The sequence below is a fragment of the Vibrio sp. Vb1166 genome, assembly GCF_033338695.1.
Classification (GTDB): Bacteria; Pseudomonadota; Gammaproteobacteria; order Enterobacterales; family Vibrionaceae; genus Vibrio; species Vibrio alginolyticus.
Window position 1 is genome coordinate 237,981 of sequence record NZ_JAWOTE010000001.1, and the last position, 16,425, is coordinate 254,405.

Consider the following 16,425-nt stretch of genomic DNA (forward strand, 5'->3'; position numbering starts at 1 on the left):
TTCACAGCAAATGAGAATATGAACCAAAGTAACACTATTGATAATATTAATTTTAGCAACATTTAGCGTCAGAATTACGTAAATTGAGTAAGGGTTACTGAGAGTAGACAAAAAAGCAGCCACACGGGCTGCTTTTAGTATTTCTGTCTTGCGAGCTTGTCTATACCGTTACGACCACTCTAAGAGCCAGCAGCATGAGTACTACCCCTGACAAACGATCAATCAACACTGCCTTAGAGCGAATTCTGTCAACGACTTTAGAGCTCGATAGCACTAGGGTAATAAAGGTGTACCAAAGCCCATCCACAACAAACGGCGTGGCAACAATGATCATCTGATTACTCAAATCATTACCGAGCGCGACAAACTGACTGAATAATGCGATAAAAAACAAAGCAATTTTGGGACTTAAAATCGAGATAAAAAAGCCTTCTCGCGCAGACTGGATTACCGTTGTCTCCTCACCTGACTCCAACTTCGCAGCCACACCACCTTTTGAACGCAAAGCATTAAACCCTAAATACGCAAGATATGCCGCACCCACAAGGCTAATCGTCTTGAACAGCATCGGGCTTTGCTGCAAAACAACAGCGAGACCAATCAAGGTAATAAACGCATATATACCAATGCCAAACGCATGAGCCCAAGCCGTAGCTAATCCATGGATACGTCCACCAGCCAACGAGTGCTTAGCGACAATAGCTAAGCTGGGACCTGGTGACATAGCCCCTAATAAACACACGGTAAAAAGTGATAACCAAACTGTTAGTGTCATAAGAATCTCCCCTCTTTGAAGCTCACTCTATCAACGGAAGAGGTATAATTAGAAATCAAAGTTATTCATACTAATCATGACTTCAAGTCATAGCTAAACGGTGTACGTATTAGCGAATGGAATATTCAGAAATTTGCATTACTGAGCGAATCTCTTCTCGCACCCATTTATGCGCAGGATCCGTGTCGTATTTGGGGTGCCACATTAACCAATATTGATGAATAGGTGTTTCGAGTGGTAATGCTTTATGGGTTAAGTCCCAATGCTTAGCGAGGTTAACGGCAATATGTTCAGGAGCCACCATCAGGTGCTCACTTGCAACTAAGCGATTGATCGCAGCAGAGAAGAATGGAACCTTAAAGGTAACGTGGCGGGTGTGCCCTAGCTCTTTCAATGCTAAATCAGTGTAGGAATCTTTGTCTCCGCCGCCAGTCACTTTGATGTGTGAATATGAAATCAAGTCTTCAATACTGATCTGGTCCTGCTTTGCTAACGGATGAGAAGATTTCATCAAACAAACTGATGAATCCTCACCAATTTTAACGCTCGACACACTCTGTGGTTTTTCTGGATACATAGAAGACGCGATATGGATGCCCGTCTCATGAAGTTTATCAAGAAAGTTGGGTTGCCACAGTCGGTACGCCATATCTAACTGTGGCGCTTGTTCACCCAAGTGAGAGGCAATATCGGGCAATACGTATTGCGCCACGTAGTCACTAGAAGCAATAACAAGCTCACCTTGCCACTGCCGCGGCTCAAAAGGTTGGTCATCGAGTAAATGGTCAAACTCAGCCAGTAATGCATCAAGCTTTGATTTTAACGCTATTGCTCGTGGCGTTGGTATCAGTTGATTACCTTGACGAATAAGCAGTGGGTCACCACACAGATCGCGCAATTGTGCAAGCTGTCGACTGACGGCAGACTGCGTAATGTGCAAACGGTCTGCGGTCCGGCTGACATGACACTCCTCTAAAAGTACATGCAAGGATCTAAGTAGATTCAAATTAATGTTGTTTAACATATTCGCTCAGAAGGGTTTTCAACATGGCATCCATTCATGGTCACTTCACAAACAGGTTCCCAGTCGTGTTAAAGAATTCAGCTAAGACGGTATGAGTCATCAGGTTTCGAAGCTCTGGATATCGTTGAATTTGATCTCTGATTTCGTTCAAGCGAGCCATCGTAGGCACTTCGACAAAAACCATCATGTCCGTCTCACCGCTGATCGCATGACACCATTTTACGCCATCAATTTTGTATAACTCGTCCGCGTATGATTCGCAATAATACGTAGAGGTTGATTTATCGAACTTTAAGGCAAAATAGGCGCAAATCGAATCCCCACCCGAAGGCGCAATTTCAGCGTGATACCCTAGAATCACTTTGTCATGCTCTAGCTTACGAATACGGGCCGTTACCGCAGAACGAGAAAGGTTTACTTTATCCGCAATTTCAGTCACCGACAGCCGAGCGTTGTGCCTGAGCAGATCCACAATCTTATGATCAAACTTGTCCATACCGTTACCAAGCTTTCCTTATTTTTCTCATTCTATACCGATTCTAACTGCATAAGAAACCAACATTTTGTTGGAATTATTTAAAACAACCGTCATATTGACGGTTTAGTAAATCATTTTGTTATTAACATTTTGGATATGCTATTTGGCGGGCATGAGATGAGTGCTGTTATCCATTTCAACAGAAAATAGATAACACATTGAAATCAAATTCCCAACTTAAGTACTCAGCACATAAATAGCATCGCTTAAACACATAAAACGAAATAACCAGAAGCCACAAGCTTTTTCGTAATAAACCTCATAACATTGGATGAATCAATTCGCATGGAAGAGCTCAAAAAAGACATTTCACTCACATCAGGTATCGCACAGTTATCCACCACATTAATGGGAACGGGGCTGTTTATGATCCCGGCTATCGCAGCAGGTATAGCTGGCCATTTTTCACTATGGGCTTGGATTTTATTGTTCATCGCGATTTGTCCTATTGCGCTGACTTTTGCTCAACTGGGTAAACGATACCCCAACGCGGGCGGAACAGCCTTTTTTGTACGCAAAGCCTTTAACGCCAAACTGGAAAGTAGTGTCGCTTGGCTATTTGTTAGTGTCATTCCGGTAGGGGTTCCGGCCGCGATTGCACTCGCCGCAGGCTTCCTACAACAAATATTGCCAGAGCCTATTAGCAACAATCTGTTTGCACAAGTTCTCACGGTAGTACTTCTTGTGTTCGTCAACTTGATGGGCACAAAATCATCAGGTCATTTACAAACTCTTATTGCTTTGAGTGTCTTCGCACTTGTTGGCGCATTTTTATGGAAAGGCGACGTTAACAACGCCGATCTTGTGATGCCCGCCATCACACAAGAGTCAATTTGGCCTATTACCGCAGCGTTAGGCGTGATGTTCTGGTGTTTTGTTGGCATAGAGGCTTTTGCCCATATGGGGGAAGAGTTCAAAAACCCTCAAAGAGATTTCCCTATTGCCATTGTGGTCGGTTGTTTTGTAGCAGGGGCTACCTATTGGGCATGCTCTGTCGTTATTTTAAAATTTGGCGCGTATGGTAACGCTCAATTTGATAACGCATCCATCCCCTGGCTTAGTGCCCAACTACTAGGCGATGGAGCCAAATGGATAATCAGCTTGATAGGTTTCTCCGCTTGTTTCGCGAGCGTTAACTTATACACACAGAGCCTAGCGCGAATGGTCTGGGCTCAAGCTCGTGAACATCGTCCTTCTAGTCCACTAGCCAAGATTTCACGTCGTGGTGTCCCTTTCTCAGCCACCATATTAGTTGGCGGCATATTATTGATATCTTGTGTGATAGGAACCCTATCACAGCTCGATCTGGAGTTTTTCCTAAAACTCGCAAACAGTGTATTCGTTCTGGTTTACATGTTGGCGATGTTAGCCGCTTTCAAATTGCTTCGAGGATTTGGTAAAACACTTGCGGGACTGTCCCTACTGCTTTGTACCGGTGTTTTTATATGTTTAGGCTGGTCAATGTTTTATGCACTTGGCATTTTTACTCTACTTTTACTGCCTTGGAAACAGTGGCGACATAAGCGACAAACACGTGTAGTTGAATAGTCATCGCTTCCCATTTCGAAATATGTGAGCTAAACGTTGGATACCAGCGTCTATGTTCTCTAACGCGATATTGCCGTAACCAAGCACGGCACCATGCCAGTGACGTGCTTGAAAATCTGGGTGTTCATAATAGCTCAAAGGTCGCAAGATGATCCCTTCATGCTCTGCTAGTTTCGTAAAACGCTGCTCATCCATACCGTCTTGCCATTTCAACGTAATATGAAGCCCCGCCGCTTGGCTAACGACGCAAACACGGTCGCCAAAATGCTGTTGAATGGATAAATGCATCTGTTCATGCTTAGTTTTGTACAGTCGACGCATTTTTCGAATATGACGTAATAACCCACCTTCAGTAATAAAATCTGCCAATGCTTCTTGTGTATGCGTCGGCGAATCACCACTTAACGCATCCTTAACCACCAAACATTGCTCTACTAAACGTTCAGGAGCTACAAGGTAGCCAAGCCGCAATCCGTTAAACATCACTTTACTGAAGGAACCCACATACAACACACGCTCATCTCGACCCATTTGAGCCGCTAGCCCCTGTAAGCTGGTATAGGGACGATGAGCAAACTGGAATTCGCTGTCATAATCGTCTTCGATGATCCAACGTGACTGTTCGACTGCCCAGTTGATGATCTTCCCTCTTTGCTCAGTATTGAGTGTGGTGCCCATCGGATATTGATTGCTTGGGGTGATATACAGGGCATCGGCATCGCTTGTGGTCACCGCTTCCACATCAAAACCTAATGTCTCTCTTACGAACAAAGGCTCAAATTGATAGTTTTGGAACTGAATCAACTTCCGCATTTGCGCGTAACCTGGTTGCTCCATCAGAACCTTATCACCTTGTTTGAGCACTACCATCGTCGCAATCGACAACGCTTGCTGCGCCCCAGAGGTAATAATAATGCGCTCTGGAGAACAATTCACTGAACGGCTTGATGCGAGGTAGTCAGCTAAAGCACAGCGCAATGCCCAACTACCCTGAATATCTTGATTCCCCAACAAGCAAGTACGAGACATATGGCGAGTGAGTAACTTTTGCCATTGCGCCATCGGAAATGCGTCCAAATCCGGCACACCCGGTGCAAATGCGCGGTTGATATCAAAGTGAGCTTTCGGTGATGAGTCTCTCTGAACTGAACTAGGTTCAGGCAAGTACTGCTCTGGCAGTTCTACGGCAACATAAAAGCCAGAACCTTTTTGGCTGTTCAAGTACCCTTCCGCCACTAACTGTTCGTAGGCAGAAATCACGGTATTCCTACTTAGATTAAGCTCTTGTGAAAGCTTCCGCGTAGAAGGCAGCTTCCCATTCTTCACCCACAGTCCTTGAACAATTTTCTTGCGAATAGCCAAAAACAACGCTTGCTGACGCGTTCCTTCACTGTCTTTTAAATGTAGGTCACCGATATCAATCAAAGACAAACTGGATCCATCCATTAGTTAAAACTGGCTCTCTTTAAGCTACCAGTTAAACGCTACATTGCAATCAAAGAATGAGGATAAATCGCTCGTAATCGTGAGCAAGCAAGGAGAGAAAATGCTATCCAACACCAATAGAACGGAAATTAAGAAAGGCGCACATAAAGCCGTCTCTGATGTTAGCAAACTGCACGCCATCATAGATGAAAGCCTAATCGCTCATATTGCGATAACCAACGAGTCAGGCCCTGTGGTCATCCCTATGCTGGCATGGCGTGTCGATGATTACGTGTATATCCATGGTGCCAACAACAGTCGACTGTTACGCTCACTCAAACAAGGAGTGCAAACGTGCTTAACCTTTACTTTGTTTGATGGTTGGGTATTGGCTCGAAGTGCGTTTCACCACAGTGCGCATTATCGCAGTGCTGTGGTCTTTGGCCAGTTTGAGGTGGTGGAAGATAACCAAGAGAAAGACAGGTTGCTGAATCACTTTATTGAACAGATCGCTCCGGGGAGAACAGAACAAATCCGTTTGAGTAATGAAAAAGAACTCAAAGCCACCATGCTGCTGCGTATTCCACTCACAGAAGCATCGGTGAAAATCAGCAATTTTGGCGTCAACGACGATGCGGAAGACATGGACATCCCTGTTTGGGCAGGTGTCCTACCCTACCAAACCGTCGTAGGTCCGCTGCAAGCTTGTGACGATTTGTATGAAGGTATCGCAGAGCCAGACTACCGCAGTGCCTACTCTAACCGTTGGCAGGAATAAGCACCGTAAAACGTGCGCCGCCTAAGTGACTCTCGCCGACAGAAAGCTCCCACCCCAGTTGCCGCGCTGCACTGGTAGCGATGGCAAGCCCTAAACCAAAGCCTTTCATGTCGGCGTTGCGGCTTTTGTCTAAGCGCGAAAATGGCATAAATACTTCTTCTCGCATCGCCTCAGGGATGCCCGGACCATCGTCCTCAATATCGATGCTCCAGCAATCCGCTACCGTTCGAATCGTCACCTCAACGCAGGATTCACCGTAACGCTTGGCGTTTTGCAGTAAATTATCGAGGACGAGGTTACCCAAAGTAGGCTGAAAGTGAATCAATCGGTTCGCGAGTTCATTTTCTGCTCTCAACATGGCGGACTCTAAGCCTAGGTAATTCATGCGGCTTTTACACCAAAGTGGCAGTTCCATGGTTTCAACAGAATCGATCCATGAGTGGTTTTTCACACTCAAGCGAGACAGCATGACGATGTCGGATGTTAAATCCGTCACGACATCAACGTATCGTTCAATATCGTCATGTAACTCTGCCTGCATTTCACCACTCGTGCGTCGAGCTAAATCCGTCGCTAGCTGAATACGACTCAGCGGAGTGCGCACTTCATGAGGAATAGCTTGAGTAAAGATGTGTGTTTGGCGCACTCGTCTCTCAATCTCTTCAGACATGCAGTTGAAGCCTTGGGCGAGCTCTTTTACGGGTTGCGAAAATTGCTTTAGATCGACTCGCGTATTCAACTCACCAGAACCAAATTGTTGTTGCGCAGCCGTTAATTGCCGAATTTGGCGGTCAAGACGTCGTACAGGTATGTAAACCATAATGCCTAAACTGCATACAACAACCAAAAGCAGAGTAAGTATAAATACAATCTCAGAATCTTCATTCCAATCAACGTGTGGGCTAAAGAAGTCCGTTTTTTCTTTGAAAACTAAACTCTTCGAAGTGTTAGGCAAAGGGAATACCGCAGCATAGGTACTGCCGTCAATAAGATAAACAGGTATCCCTTGCATACGGTACAGCAGATTACAATCTCGACAAGGCGGTGATCCGTCCCAGTTTTCAACCAATGTTAAATCAAAGATAAAGAAATCTTGCTTGCCGTTTTCGGTTAACTTCTTGTAGAGAGAATCCGGAGTGCCTCGTTGCTCAATGTATTGATCGACAAAATAAGCACCGTCACTCAAAAAAACACCGACTTCTGTTTTGCGCATGTACTCTTCCCCCATAAAGAGAAACAAAGCAACAGTCAGCGCAAGGCCAGTCACTAACCCCACATATAGACGAGTAAACAGGGAAAACATGCGTCATTTACCTGTCAGCATGTAGCCGTGGTGACGTATGGTTTTAATGGTAGCCGTATGGATATGAGCCTTAGAGAATTTCTTCCTTAGTGAGGATATACGCATATCAATCGAACGATCAGTAATACAGTATTCAATGCCTCGGGCAAGACGGCAACATGATTCACGAGATACTGGCTTATCGACATTCAGCATCAGGAGCTCTAAAATTTCAAACTCAGAACTCGTTAAACCAATATCTTTTTGCAAATAAAATGCTTGGGAGCGACGAAGACAAAGACTAATGCCATATCGGCTCAGCTTTTCTTCTTCAACGATATCAACTTGACGACAATAGCGACGCAACGCTGCTTCAATACGGGCGAGAAGGATATTGCCTTTTATCGGTTTGGTAAGGTAATCATCAGCACCAAACTTAAATAAGCTCACCTCGCTCATTTCATCATCGGTCGCAGTCAAAACAATGATAATACCATGATAAAACTTACGCGCCTCTTGACATATTTCTGCGCCATTTTTTCCTGGTAACATCAAATCTAACAGCACTAGGTCCGGCTTGAGCCCCTTAATCGTTTCTAATGCATTTTGACCGTTATCGATGACAGTTACCGTATATCCTTCGGCTTCGAGGTACATTTTGGTTAATCGAGCAATCTCTGAGTCGTCTTCTACCAGTAAGATTGTATTACCCACCATGAATCATTTACTCCACCAATATGATGGAGGGAGTATATCGCTCGTCCTATACTGCGCAACCTACTTAAATGATAATTTTAATAAAACGCAGGCTTACATACGCTTACAAACCATACATATACGATAATCCTAATCATTCTATACCCCTAAAGCCATGCAATAACCTGAGGTTTTATTCATTATCAGAATATAGCTTCACATAGAAAATAAAATTCGGAATAAAAATCCACTATATTTTTAAATATATCGAATAATAGGTCTTACCAAAAAACAATATCAACATATATGACTTAGTTTGCTTATATAGACAGGACTTTATGTTGCTTCTAAGTTTCTTGCTCTAATAAAGTCTACGAGTAACATGAAATGAGATATTCCAAATTAACACCTTTAGCCATATTTTGCGCGATAAGTCTAACTGCTTGTGGCGGCAGTGAATCTAATTCGAAACCATCGACAACGACACCTCCAACACCACCAGTGCCAACATTGAGCACTGTCACAATCCCAACTGTCGTTTCTACAAAGTTTCCAGCCAAGTTAAAAGTGGCTGCTGATTCGGGCTTCACCCACTATGTGAAAATCTCCCTTTCCGAAGCAAACAACAACGATACATTTCACATTGTGGCTGTTGATGACGGTGCGAATAATGAAAAAATCTTTCGTGCAGCCAAAATCATCCAACACCTTCTCACAAACCAACCAGACTCTAAGTACGGTGCAGACAAGTCTCGTATCGCTAAGACATTAGCCGAGCGTGATGCCACACTAATGCTGACCGAAAACGACGAACAGAATGATGAGATGTTAACCAAAATCTTTATCAACGAACTGATTCGCCAAGACAAACTGAACGACGCAGTTACAAACTCGGGCTTAGCACACTCTTTTGATACGAGTTCTCTAGAAAAGTTTGTTGTAAGCATGATGGTACTTAACGAAGATGATATGGATACACTTGTCACATCTATCGCGTCAACATTAGTAACTAGTAAAGAAACACCAAACTGGCTAAGGAATAGCCAATCTTTAATGTATCGAGAACTGACAGTTGAAGGCGATTGCCATTACATGAGTAATTTTGCCGATTACTGCGCCAATCTTGGCAAAAAAGCCGAACGAGACGCCGCTTTTGAAGAAATTTTACACTTGGTCCAAGCGCAAGGTATTGCACCTAACACGGCGACTGCGGCACTGCAAAATGACATTCAAGCTCATGCGTTAAGCATCTATAACGATATTCAATCGGGCAAACCGACGGTGTGGCGCCCTACTCAGTATGACTGGGACGATTGGAAATCAGACGACTTCGATCCTGAAAGTGTTAAACAAACGGGCCCTTCATATTCTCACGAATATTTTGCTGCCGCTTTTGAAGCTTACATGGGTGTAGCAAAAGCAAACGGACATGGTTTAGATGGCTACCAAGCGTTAACGCGTGAAGAAATGCAAACCCAAGATCCACAAGCCGTTGATTGGATCAGTGGCTTATTCCACGGATACTTGCAATATACCGCGAATATCGACTCTGCGGGCGTCAAGCTCTACACAGAAAAGACAAATCCAGGCACAGTACCTACCTTCCGTATGGCTCCCAACAAAGACGGTTTGATAGAAGCGTACACCTACAAATCTCAGTGGTTAACAAAAGTGAAGATCATTGGCGACGACGCGATGAATGTGATCGGTAATGATCAAAACAATACTTTTGAAGGCAACAGCAAAGACAACAGCATTTATGGTGAAGGCGGTATCAACACCTATATCGTGCCACACAAACTGGCGGAATGTACTGTTATCAAAGCAAAGAGCGTTTCTGTTGAGTGCCCAAATACAGGCACTGACGAGTTGTACGACATTCAGAACATCCAATTCACCGACCAAACCCTAGATGTAACCAAGCTATAAACAATGAAAAACATGAAGAAACTTATTCTATTCGCTCCCTTGCTCCTTGCTGGTTGTGGTGGCCTAGCCGTCATGGATCGTACTGATGCCGTAAAAGCACAACCAGAAATGCTGATCAAAACCGACGGTGATTTTTGGGGATTCGGTGCAGATGGCCATTTTGATTTTGCTGGTAAGTACAAAGGCAAGTATTCACGCAGTGCTTCTAACTCAAGTTGGTTTAACCGTATCTCTTTCAAAGAAGGTTCAATGGGCGCAGAAGTGACTCGTATCGACAGCGGAGAAACTTGGCTTTTGAACTGCACCGGAGGCGGTATGTCGGTTAACTACATGGGCGTCGATTTTGGTGGGAATGATCCTTACACCTGTGACATTACTCAAGATGGTAAAAAAGTCGGTGAGTTTGCGATGGAGCCAAAATCGGCTCTCATCGACATCAGCTTTGAAAAAAAAGAGACAGGCGTAGTGCGTATTGGTAGCACCCACTTTAATGTAGAAACTGTACATACTAGTCCTGACGCCATGATGGCGGTAGACATTCCATTGGGTTATAGCTTTAAGGAAGGCACACAAGAAATTGCCGCAGTGCAGACGAACGGTACCATTGCGGTACAGATGCTCCCTGAACTTAGCGAACAAAAAAAGGATGTAATTGCCATCGGCGCTGTTGCAAGTGCACTAAGTTGGCGTCCTAAGAAATAGCCACCACATAAAACGACACAAAAAAATAACAAAGCCCTCAACTTTGAGGGCTTTTATTGCTTGTACTCATAGAGATAAGTGGAGCACTACTTCTCTAATCTTCCCGTATACTGCTTGGGCGTTAATCCACGATGTTTCTTAAACATACGATTGAAGCTCGCCACATTGGTGTAACCAAGGCGCGTGGCAATGTCATCAATACTCACGCGCTTACTCAACAAACCAGCTGCAATATTACTCAATACATAGCCAGAAACCGTCGAAAAATTGAGTCCTAATTTATGCAAACGACGTTGAAACTGCTGTTCAGATAAATCAAGCAGAGAAGAAACGCGCTCTAACGTTGGCAATCCATAATGGCTGCTGTAATTCACCACTTCATAAATCACTTTCAACTCATCTTCTGGGTCGGGCATATTAAGCAAATCATCCAAATCGGAAAAACTCATCGCTAGACGGTTGTCTTCTCGATGGCTCACTTGGCGAGAAGCTAGTCGGTCATCTCCCGGGATCCATATCTCTGTTTTTGGCTGACTCCATTCCACCTCGCAGCCGAAATATTCCCGGTATCTCTCAGTATTTTTTCTCGAGCCTGAAACCTTGACACGTAAAGGCTGGTAATCTTTGCCAAGAAATTCGCGTAACACCTTAATCATAAATACCGCACAGCGGATACTATCGTGCACCTTTACTGACGTTTCTATAAACGGGTTGTGGTAAGTCCATTTGATGATTTTACCCGACTGTTCGCCAGCAAAAAACGCCCCTGATTGTAGGTTGCTCACACCATAATTCACTCGCCGAATGGTACTGGCTAAATCATTGCCGGAGAATAACCAGCGTCCCACTGGCCCTAGCTTTTGCAGTTCAATACCTCGGCTGAGACTCAACACCACATCCGGGTCACCACTGGCTTGTTCAACACAACGGTACCATTCCGCAACGGCTTTTAGCGGGATCAGTGTCATTGGATTACGAAACACCGATGCTGGGATCCCTAACTCATCCGAGTCCAAATTGTATTTAGATAACGCGAGGTTATGCATGTTTAGAATGCCCATCGCGCGAATAAACCGAACCGTTTTCATAACCAATCACATCAAATTTAATCCTGTAGTGATTGAATCTGTCACAAAGAAAGCCGCAAATCAAATTCAGATCACAATACGCCAACAGTTTGATAGAGGAGTGTTTAATGAGTTTACTGAGTGTCCCATTTGTCGGTACAGGCGCAGATACGGCGTTACATGTTGTCGCTGCTGTCGTTTTAATTGCGAGTGTCGCGGGCGCGTGTTACGGCTTTTGGAAAATCCATGAATTGCCTATCAATAAAGCACACAGCAAAGACCATCATCAGATAGGGCTCATCACTGCGCTGACCTGGATAGGGTTTGTCTGGCACTGGGTTTGGGTGCTAGCCGTGATCTTTGCATTTGTTGATATGGAAAAAGCCATCATCAATCTGCGTGATACATGGAAAAGTAAACCGCAAACAGAAACACAGCCAAAAGAGGAAGCATAATGTTAGAAGGTTTAGCGGTATGGGCACTCTTCATCTATCTGTTGCGTTTGGTTGGCATGCCTTGGAACAAAGCAACCAAATCGTTCGCTTATCTTGGCGGCTTGGGTTGGCTAATGTTCGTCTGGGTAGGTTTGATTAACTTCACCCCGATGGATTTATCCGGCGGTTCTGTCGTGCAGTCACCACACATCCAATTGCGTCCAGATTCAACCAATGTAAAAGGTAAAGTTGACCACATTTACATTGAGCCGAATCAGAAAGTTAAAGAAGGTCAGCTAATTTATGAACTTGACCCAACGCAATACAAAATCGCATTAAATCAAGCGAACGTATCCGCTGATTCTGCTCGCGTTGCATTAGCTACAGCAAAAGGCGACATCGAGATTGAAGAAGCTAATCACGAAGCGCTAGTGCAAGATCTAGAAACATCAAAGAGCCAGTTGGAAGCGGCCAAAGTTGACTACAAATTGCAGAAAAAAATGCTAGATCGTTATGTTGAGCAAAACCGAGTGGTGCAAAACACCATCACGGAAAGCGACATCGACAAACAATCGAGTGCGGTTGATATGGCACGTCACAACGTGTTAACTCTTGAGTCTCAAATTAAGAAGAAACAAGTCGATATTTCCCGAGCAAAACTGGCGATTCATAAAGCGGAACTTGCAGTTGAAACCAAACAAGCCGAACTACGCCAAGCTGAAGAGCAAATTGCAAAAGCGCAATGGGATTTGAATAGCACAAAAGTTCATGCCCCAACAGATGGCTTTGTCACCAACTTTATCCTGCGTGAAGGTCAGCGTGTATCAATGATGCCGCGTATCAACATGTACACCAACGAAAAGTACGTACTAATGCGAGTGAACCACCAGGCGATTCGTAACATCAAACCGGGTCAGCCAGCGGAATTCTCTTCGTCCGTTTACCCAGGTAAGATCTTCTCAGCGACCGTCGAAGGCATTGTTGAAGCAACAGGTGAGTCACAAGGTAATCTACTGGGTTTCGATGATTCTGTTCGCGTGACAACCGGCAAGAACTTACAAAACAAACATCACTTTGTTCGTCTTAAGATTGATGAGCCAGAAGGCTACGATATCCCTGTTGGCTCTGTTGGCCTGGCATGGGTCAGCGGTGAAAAACCGATAGGCTTCATGGCCTTCTTAGATGTGATTCGCGGGATCATCATCCGAATGAAGTCTCAACTGTACTTCTTCTACTCTATCTAAACTCGCAAACCGCCAGTTACGCTGGCGGTTTTCTTTTCATTTGTATCCAAACATATCCTTTTCCCGTATAACAATTAGTTAGTAAATAGCGGAGAAGATTCATGTCGGCAAAGGAAAGAAGCCTACCTACCCATCGCATCTCAAGATTCAGCAAGTTCGCTTCACTTGCTACCCGTGTCGCAGGCAATGTGATTGCAGAAGGCACAAAGCAGATAGCCAAAGGCAACAAACCAAAAGCGAAAGACCTCTTGCTGACGCCACAGAACATCGCGCGTTTAACTGACCAACTTGCTCACCTACGTGGCGCTGCAATGAAGCTTGGACAAATGCTCTCAATGGATGCTGGTGATGTTTTAGAACCTGAACTTGCCGATATTCTTTCCCGTCTTCGTTCCGACGCAGACCCAATGCCTGCAAAACAACTCAACGCAGTAATGGAAAGTTCGCTAGGAACGAATTGGAAAGCTGAGTTTCTGTCATTTAACTTCAAACCAATCGCCAGTGCATCAATAGGACAAGTGCACCAAGCCTACAGCGATGCGGGCGATAACCTAGCCGTCAAAGTGCAATATCCGGGCATACGGAAAAGTATCGATAGCGACGTCGACAATGTCGGTACACTGCTCAAGGTCGTTGGGTTGATTCCCGAGTCTGTCGACTACAAAGGATTGCTCGAAGAAGCGAAAAAGCAGCTACATGATGAAGCCGATTACGCACGAGAGGCGCAATTTGCCATTCGTTATCATGACGCTTTGAAGGAGCACCCTCATTTTGTCGTACCAAAGATTCATACTGGAAGTTGCTCAGACTCCGTTCTCGCGATGGAATTCATTGATGGTAGTCCGATTGAGCAAATCGAACATTATGATCAGAGTACGCGAGATTTTGTCATGCACAGCCTACTCGAATTACTGTTCAGGGAGCTGTTCGAATTTAAGATGGTGCAAACCGATCCTAACTTCGCCAACTACTTATATATCGAAAACACTCGTCAAATCGGCTTGCTAGACTTTGGTGCGACCCGCGAATACAGCGAACGGTTCAGTACCGGCTATCGCCAAGCTTTCGCATCTGTCGTTAACAATGACGAACAAGGCTTGAATAATGCGCTTGAACAAATAGGCTTCTTCAGCCAAACCATCCTTCCAGACCAACGCCAAGCGATTCTCGATCTAGTGAAAATGGCATGTGAACCTATGTTGGTCGATGAGCCCTATGATTTCAAAGCCAGCGGCTTAGCACAAAAGCTTCGCGAGGCTGGCACCATTCTAAGCATGGAGCAAGAATACTGGCATACTCCACCAGCAGATGCCCTATTTTTACACAGAAAAATCGGCGGAATGTACTTGCTGGCAGCCCGTATTGGCGCAAAAGTGAACATTCGCCAATTGGTACAGCCATATCTCACCATCAACAGCGAATAGCCTATTGTTTTTCTGTTACTTTCAAGTACCTTGAGCAAGGTTAAGATGCATAGTTGTGCATCTCAATAACATGCCATACTTCCATAAAACGAATTAACTATCGGGGTACTCGGTGAGCAAGTTTCAAGATCTCTCCACTCTAATCCAGCAAATTGGCCAAGCCGAAGAAGCGGATCAAGTCGCAACGCTCAATGAATCTATTGAAGCGGGCCTCGAGCCCGGCGCGGTTGCCCTGATTCTAGAAGCATTTCCAATCGACGATCGTGTTCGCTTATGGCGAGCTTTACCACTAGAGCTACATATCGACGTGTTAACGGAAATGCGTGCGGACGTACGTTTCTCTATCATCAATGCGTTATCTGAAGTCGAGCTAAAGCTCACTCTCGCTAAACTCGACAACTTGTCGCTCATCGAATGGGCCGATTCGTTGCCAGAGTCGATCATCAACGAAGCGCTCTCGTTGATAGAAAAAGATGAGTTGGAACTTTACGATCAAGCAAACGAGTATGCTGATGAAGAACTCGGCCACTGGGCTGAACGTAAGATCATCACCCTGCCCTTCAACATTACGATTGGGACAGCTAAGCAGTTAATGGAGCGCTATAGCTACGACACGCCTCAACAGGTGTATCTGATTAATCGTAATAAACAGTATCGTGGAACGGTCAACTACTTCGATATCTTGCGTGGTGACCCCGATACTCGCTTAAAAACACTCGTTATTGAGGCTGTGACGGTGCTAGACAGTAAAATGATGCTTCCTGAAGCGGTAGAGGCATTAGAACACAGCACACTGCCCGCTCTCCCTGTAACTGATGCAGACCAAACACTGATCGGTGAAGTCGATTGGCAGTTTGCATTGAGTACACAGCGTGAAATCTACGAAGCACGTTTGATGGCCGGTACAGGTATGGATGAAGGCGATGACTTGTTTGCGCCAGTATTAAAAAGCTCGCATAAGCGCGGTGTTTGGTTAGGCATCAATTTGCTTACTGCGATTTTGGCGTCTGTCACTATCGGACTATTTGAAGATGTAATTGCTCAGGTAGTGGCTTTGGCGGTGCTCATGCCAATTGTTGCATCCATGGGGGGCATTGCTGGCAGCCAAACGCTCACTCTAATGATTCGTGCGATGGCGCTTAATCAGATCACCCCAGGTAACCGCTTCAAGCTTTTGAAAAATGAGTTGGGTATTGGCTCTCTGAACGGCATTGCTTGGGCGTTAATCATCGGCGGGCTCGCCGGATTGTGGTTTCAATCTCCGGTTCTAGGGGGAACCATCGCGCTCGCCATTATCGTCAATATTATTACCGCAGCTTTATTTGGTGTGCTGATTCCCATTATTCTGGATAAGTTTAAATTGGACCCCGCTTTGGCTGGCTCGGTGATTCTAACAACAGTGACAGATGTCGTTGGTTTTTTCGCCTTTTTAGGAACGGCGAGTTTAGTCATGCTTTAAAAGGTTCATTGTTTATTAATCAATCATTAGCATAATAGAGTCAAATTGCATAACGCAGTTGCAAATTGCAAACACACTCAAACTTTAAGCAACGCATGTC

15 protein-coding genes are annotated in these 16,425 nt (G+C 44.8%); 8 read left to right on the forward strand and 7 right to left on the reverse strand.

The window, feature by feature from the left end; translation table 11 throughout:
- Positions 1-160: 160 nt before the first annotated feature.
- The 3 genes from R7E51_RS00935 to R7E51_RS00945 all read right to left on the reverse strand — a co-directional run bounded on the left by R7E51_RS00935 (position 161) and on the right by R7E51_RS00945 (position 2,295).
- Positions 161-775 carry a LysE family translocator gene (locus tag R7E51_RS00935; protein ID WP_017819876.1) on the reverse strand — a complete coding sequence of 205 codons (615 nt, stop codon included), beginning with the start codon at positions 773-775 and terminating at the stop codon, positions 161-163.
- 109 nt (positions 776-884) lie between these two features.
- Entirely contained in the window at positions 885-1,799 is a 915-nt protein-coding gene (locus R7E51_RS00940) for a LysR family transcriptional regulator (protein ID WP_017819875.1), read from the reverse strand.
- Between the two features lie 40 nt (positions 1,800-1,839).
- Positions 1,840-2,295, reverse strand: a complete 456-nt coding sequence (locus R7E51_RS00945; RefSeq protein ID WP_005373615.1) for an Lrp/AsnC family transcriptional regulator — start codon at positions 2,293-2,295, stop codon at positions 1,840-1,842.
- Positions 2,296-2,622: 327 nt separating this feature from the next.
- Here R7E51_RS00945 and yjeH point away from each other — a divergent pair, with 327 nt between their 5' ends.
- Positions 2,623-3,885 carry an L-methionine/branched-chain amino acid transporter gene (gene yjeH, locus R7E51_RS00950; protein WP_005373616.1) on the forward strand — a complete coding sequence of 421 codons (1,263 nt, stop codon included), beginning with the start codon at positions 2,623-2,625 and terminating at the stop codon, positions 3,883-3,885.
- Here yjeH and pdxR read toward each other — a convergent pair whose 3' ends face one another.
- Entirely contained in the window at positions 3,886-5,331 is a 1,446-nt protein-coding gene (gene pdxR, locus R7E51_RS00955; protein WP_154204235.1) for a MocR-like pyridoxine biosynthesis transcription factor PdxR, read from the reverse strand. It lies immediately after the preceding gene.
- 100 nt (positions 5,332-5,431) lie between these two features.
- Between pdxR and R7E51_RS00960 the strand changes: the two genes are divergently transcribed.
- Positions 5,432-6,088: a pyridoxamine 5'-phosphate oxidase family protein gene (locus tag R7E51_RS00960; protein ID WP_064369367.1), complete on the forward strand. Its 657-nt coding sequence runs from the start codon at positions 5,432-5,434 to the stop codon at positions 6,086-6,088.
- Here R7E51_RS00960 and R7E51_RS00965 read toward each other — a convergent pair.
- Entirely contained in the window at positions 6,069-7,391 is a 1,323-nt protein-coding gene (locus tag R7E51_RS00965) for an ATP-binding protein (RefSeq protein ID WP_182039584.1), read from the reverse strand. The genes R7E51_RS00960 and R7E51_RS00965 overlap by 20 nt on opposite strands.
- A gap of 3 nt (positions 7,392-7,394) precedes the next feature.
- A complete protein-coding gene (locus R7E51_RS00970) occupies positions 7,395-8,087 on the reverse strand; it encodes a response regulator transcription factor (RefSeq protein WP_005373624.1) in 693 nt (230 codons plus the stop codon).
- Positions 8,088-8,453: 366 nt separating this feature from the next.
- Here R7E51_RS00970 and R7E51_RS00975 point away from each other — a divergent pair, with 366 nt between their 5' ends.
- Together R7E51_RS00975 and R7E51_RS00980 are read left to right on the forward strand one after the other, a co-directional pair.
- Positions 8,454-9,995 carry a hypothetical protein gene (locus R7E51_RS00975; protein ID WP_206957475.1) on the forward strand — a complete coding sequence of 514 codons (1,542 nt, stop codon included), beginning with the start codon at positions 8,454-8,456 and terminating at the stop codon, positions 9,993-9,995.
- Positions 9,996-10,007: 12 nt separating this feature from the next.
- Positions 10,008-10,697, forward strand: a complete 690-nt coding sequence (locus R7E51_RS00980; protein WP_031778833.1) for a hypothetical protein — start codon at positions 10,008-10,010, stop codon at positions 10,695-10,697.
- Positions 10,698-10,783: 86 nt separating this feature from the next.
- On the opposite strand, the gene R7E51_RS00985 is transcribed toward R7E51_RS00980, so the two are convergent.
- A complete protein-coding gene (locus R7E51_RS00985; RefSeq protein ID WP_054574582.1) occupies positions 10,784-11,785 on the reverse strand; it encodes an AraC family transcriptional regulator in 1,002 nt (333 codons plus the stop codon).
- A 107-nt stretch (positions 11,786-11,892) separates the two neighbouring features.
- Here R7E51_RS00985 and R7E51_RS00990 point away from each other — a divergent pair, with 107 nt between their 5' ends.
- The 4 genes from R7E51_RS00990 to R7E51_RS01005 all read left to right on the forward strand — a co-directional run bounded on the left by R7E51_RS00990 (position 11,893) and on the right by R7E51_RS01005 (position 16,325).
- Complete coding sequence (locus tag R7E51_RS00990) at positions 11,893-12,219, forward strand: MFS transporter (RefSeq protein ID WP_017635162.1); 327 nt, start codon at positions 11,893-11,895, stop codon at positions 12,217-12,219.
- Positions 12,219-13,442 (forward strand): HlyD family secretion protein, encoded by a 1,224-nt coding sequence (locus R7E51_RS00995; RefSeq protein WP_064354863.1) that lies wholly within the window; start codon positions 12,219-12,221, stop codon positions 13,440-13,442. Before R7E51_RS00990 ends, R7E51_RS00995 begins: the two co-directional genes overlap by 1 nt.
- A gap of 101 nt (positions 13,443-13,543) precedes the next feature.
- On the forward strand, positions 13,544-14,866 hold the full coding sequence (locus R7E51_RS01000) for an ABC1 kinase family protein (RefSeq protein WP_017819867.1): 1,323 nt from the start codon (positions 13,544-13,546) through the stop codon (positions 14,864-14,866).
- A 112-nt stretch (positions 14,867-14,978) separates the two neighbouring features.
- Positions 14,979-16,325 carry a magnesium transporter gene (locus tag R7E51_RS01005; RefSeq protein WP_064369371.1) on the forward strand — a complete coding sequence of 449 codons (1,347 nt, stop codon included), beginning with the start codon at positions 14,979-14,981 and terminating at the stop codon, positions 16,323-16,325.
- The last annotated feature ends 100 nt before the right edge of the window (positions 16,326-16,425 follow it).

Coding starts and splice junctions, on each gene's coding strand:
- R7E51_RS00975 (WP_206957475.1), top strand. CDS start 8,454: ATGAGATATTCCAAATTAACACCTTTAGCCATATTTTGCGCGATAAGT.
- R7E51_RS00940 (WP_017819875.1), bottom strand. CDS start 1,799: ATGTTAAACAACATTAATTTGAATCTACTTAGATCCTTGCATGTACTT.
- R7E51_RS00995 (WP_064354863.1), top strand. CDS start 12,219: ATGTTAGAAGGTTTAGCGGTATGGGCACTCTTCATCTATCTGTTGCGT.
- yjeH (WP_005373616.1), top strand. CDS start 2,623: ATGGAAGAGCTCAAAAAAGACATTTCACTCACATCAGGTATCGCACAG.
- pdxR (WP_154204235.1), bottom strand. CDS start 5,331: ATGGATGGATCCAGTTTGTCTTTGATTGATATCGGTGACCTACATTTA.
- R7E51_RS00935 (WP_017819876.1), bottom strand. CDS start 775: ATGACACTAACAGTTTGGTTATCACTTTTTACCGTGTGTTTATTAGGG.
- R7E51_RS00990 (WP_017635162.1), top strand. CDS start 11,893: ATGAGTTTACTGAGTGTCCCATTTGTCGGTACAGGCGCAGATACGGCG.
- R7E51_RS00970 (WP_005373624.1), bottom strand. CDS start 8,087: ATGGTGGGTAATACAATCTTACTGGTAGAAGACGACTCAGAGATTGCT.
- R7E51_RS00985 (WP_054574582.1), bottom strand. CDS start 11,785: ATGAAAACGGTTCGGTTTATTCGCGCGATGGGCATTCTAAACATGCAT.
- R7E51_RS01000 (WP_017819867.1), top strand. CDS start 13,544: ATGTCGGCAAAGGAAAGAAGCCTACCTACCCATCGCATCTCAAGATTC.
- R7E51_RS00945 (WP_005373615.1), bottom strand. CDS start 2,295: ATGGACAAGTTTGATCATAAGATTGTGGATCTGCTCAGGCACAACGCT.
- R7E51_RS00960 (WP_064369367.1), top strand. CDS start 5,432: ATGCTATCCAACACCAATAGAACGGAAATTAAGAAAGGCGCACATAAA.
- R7E51_RS00980 (WP_031778833.1), top strand. CDS start 10,008: ATGAAGAAACTTATTCTATTCGCTCCCTTGCTCCTTGCTGGTTGTGGT.
- R7E51_RS00965 (WP_182039584.1), bottom strand. CDS start 7,391: ATGTTTTCCCTGTTTACTCGTCTATATGTGGGGTTAGTGACTGGCCTT.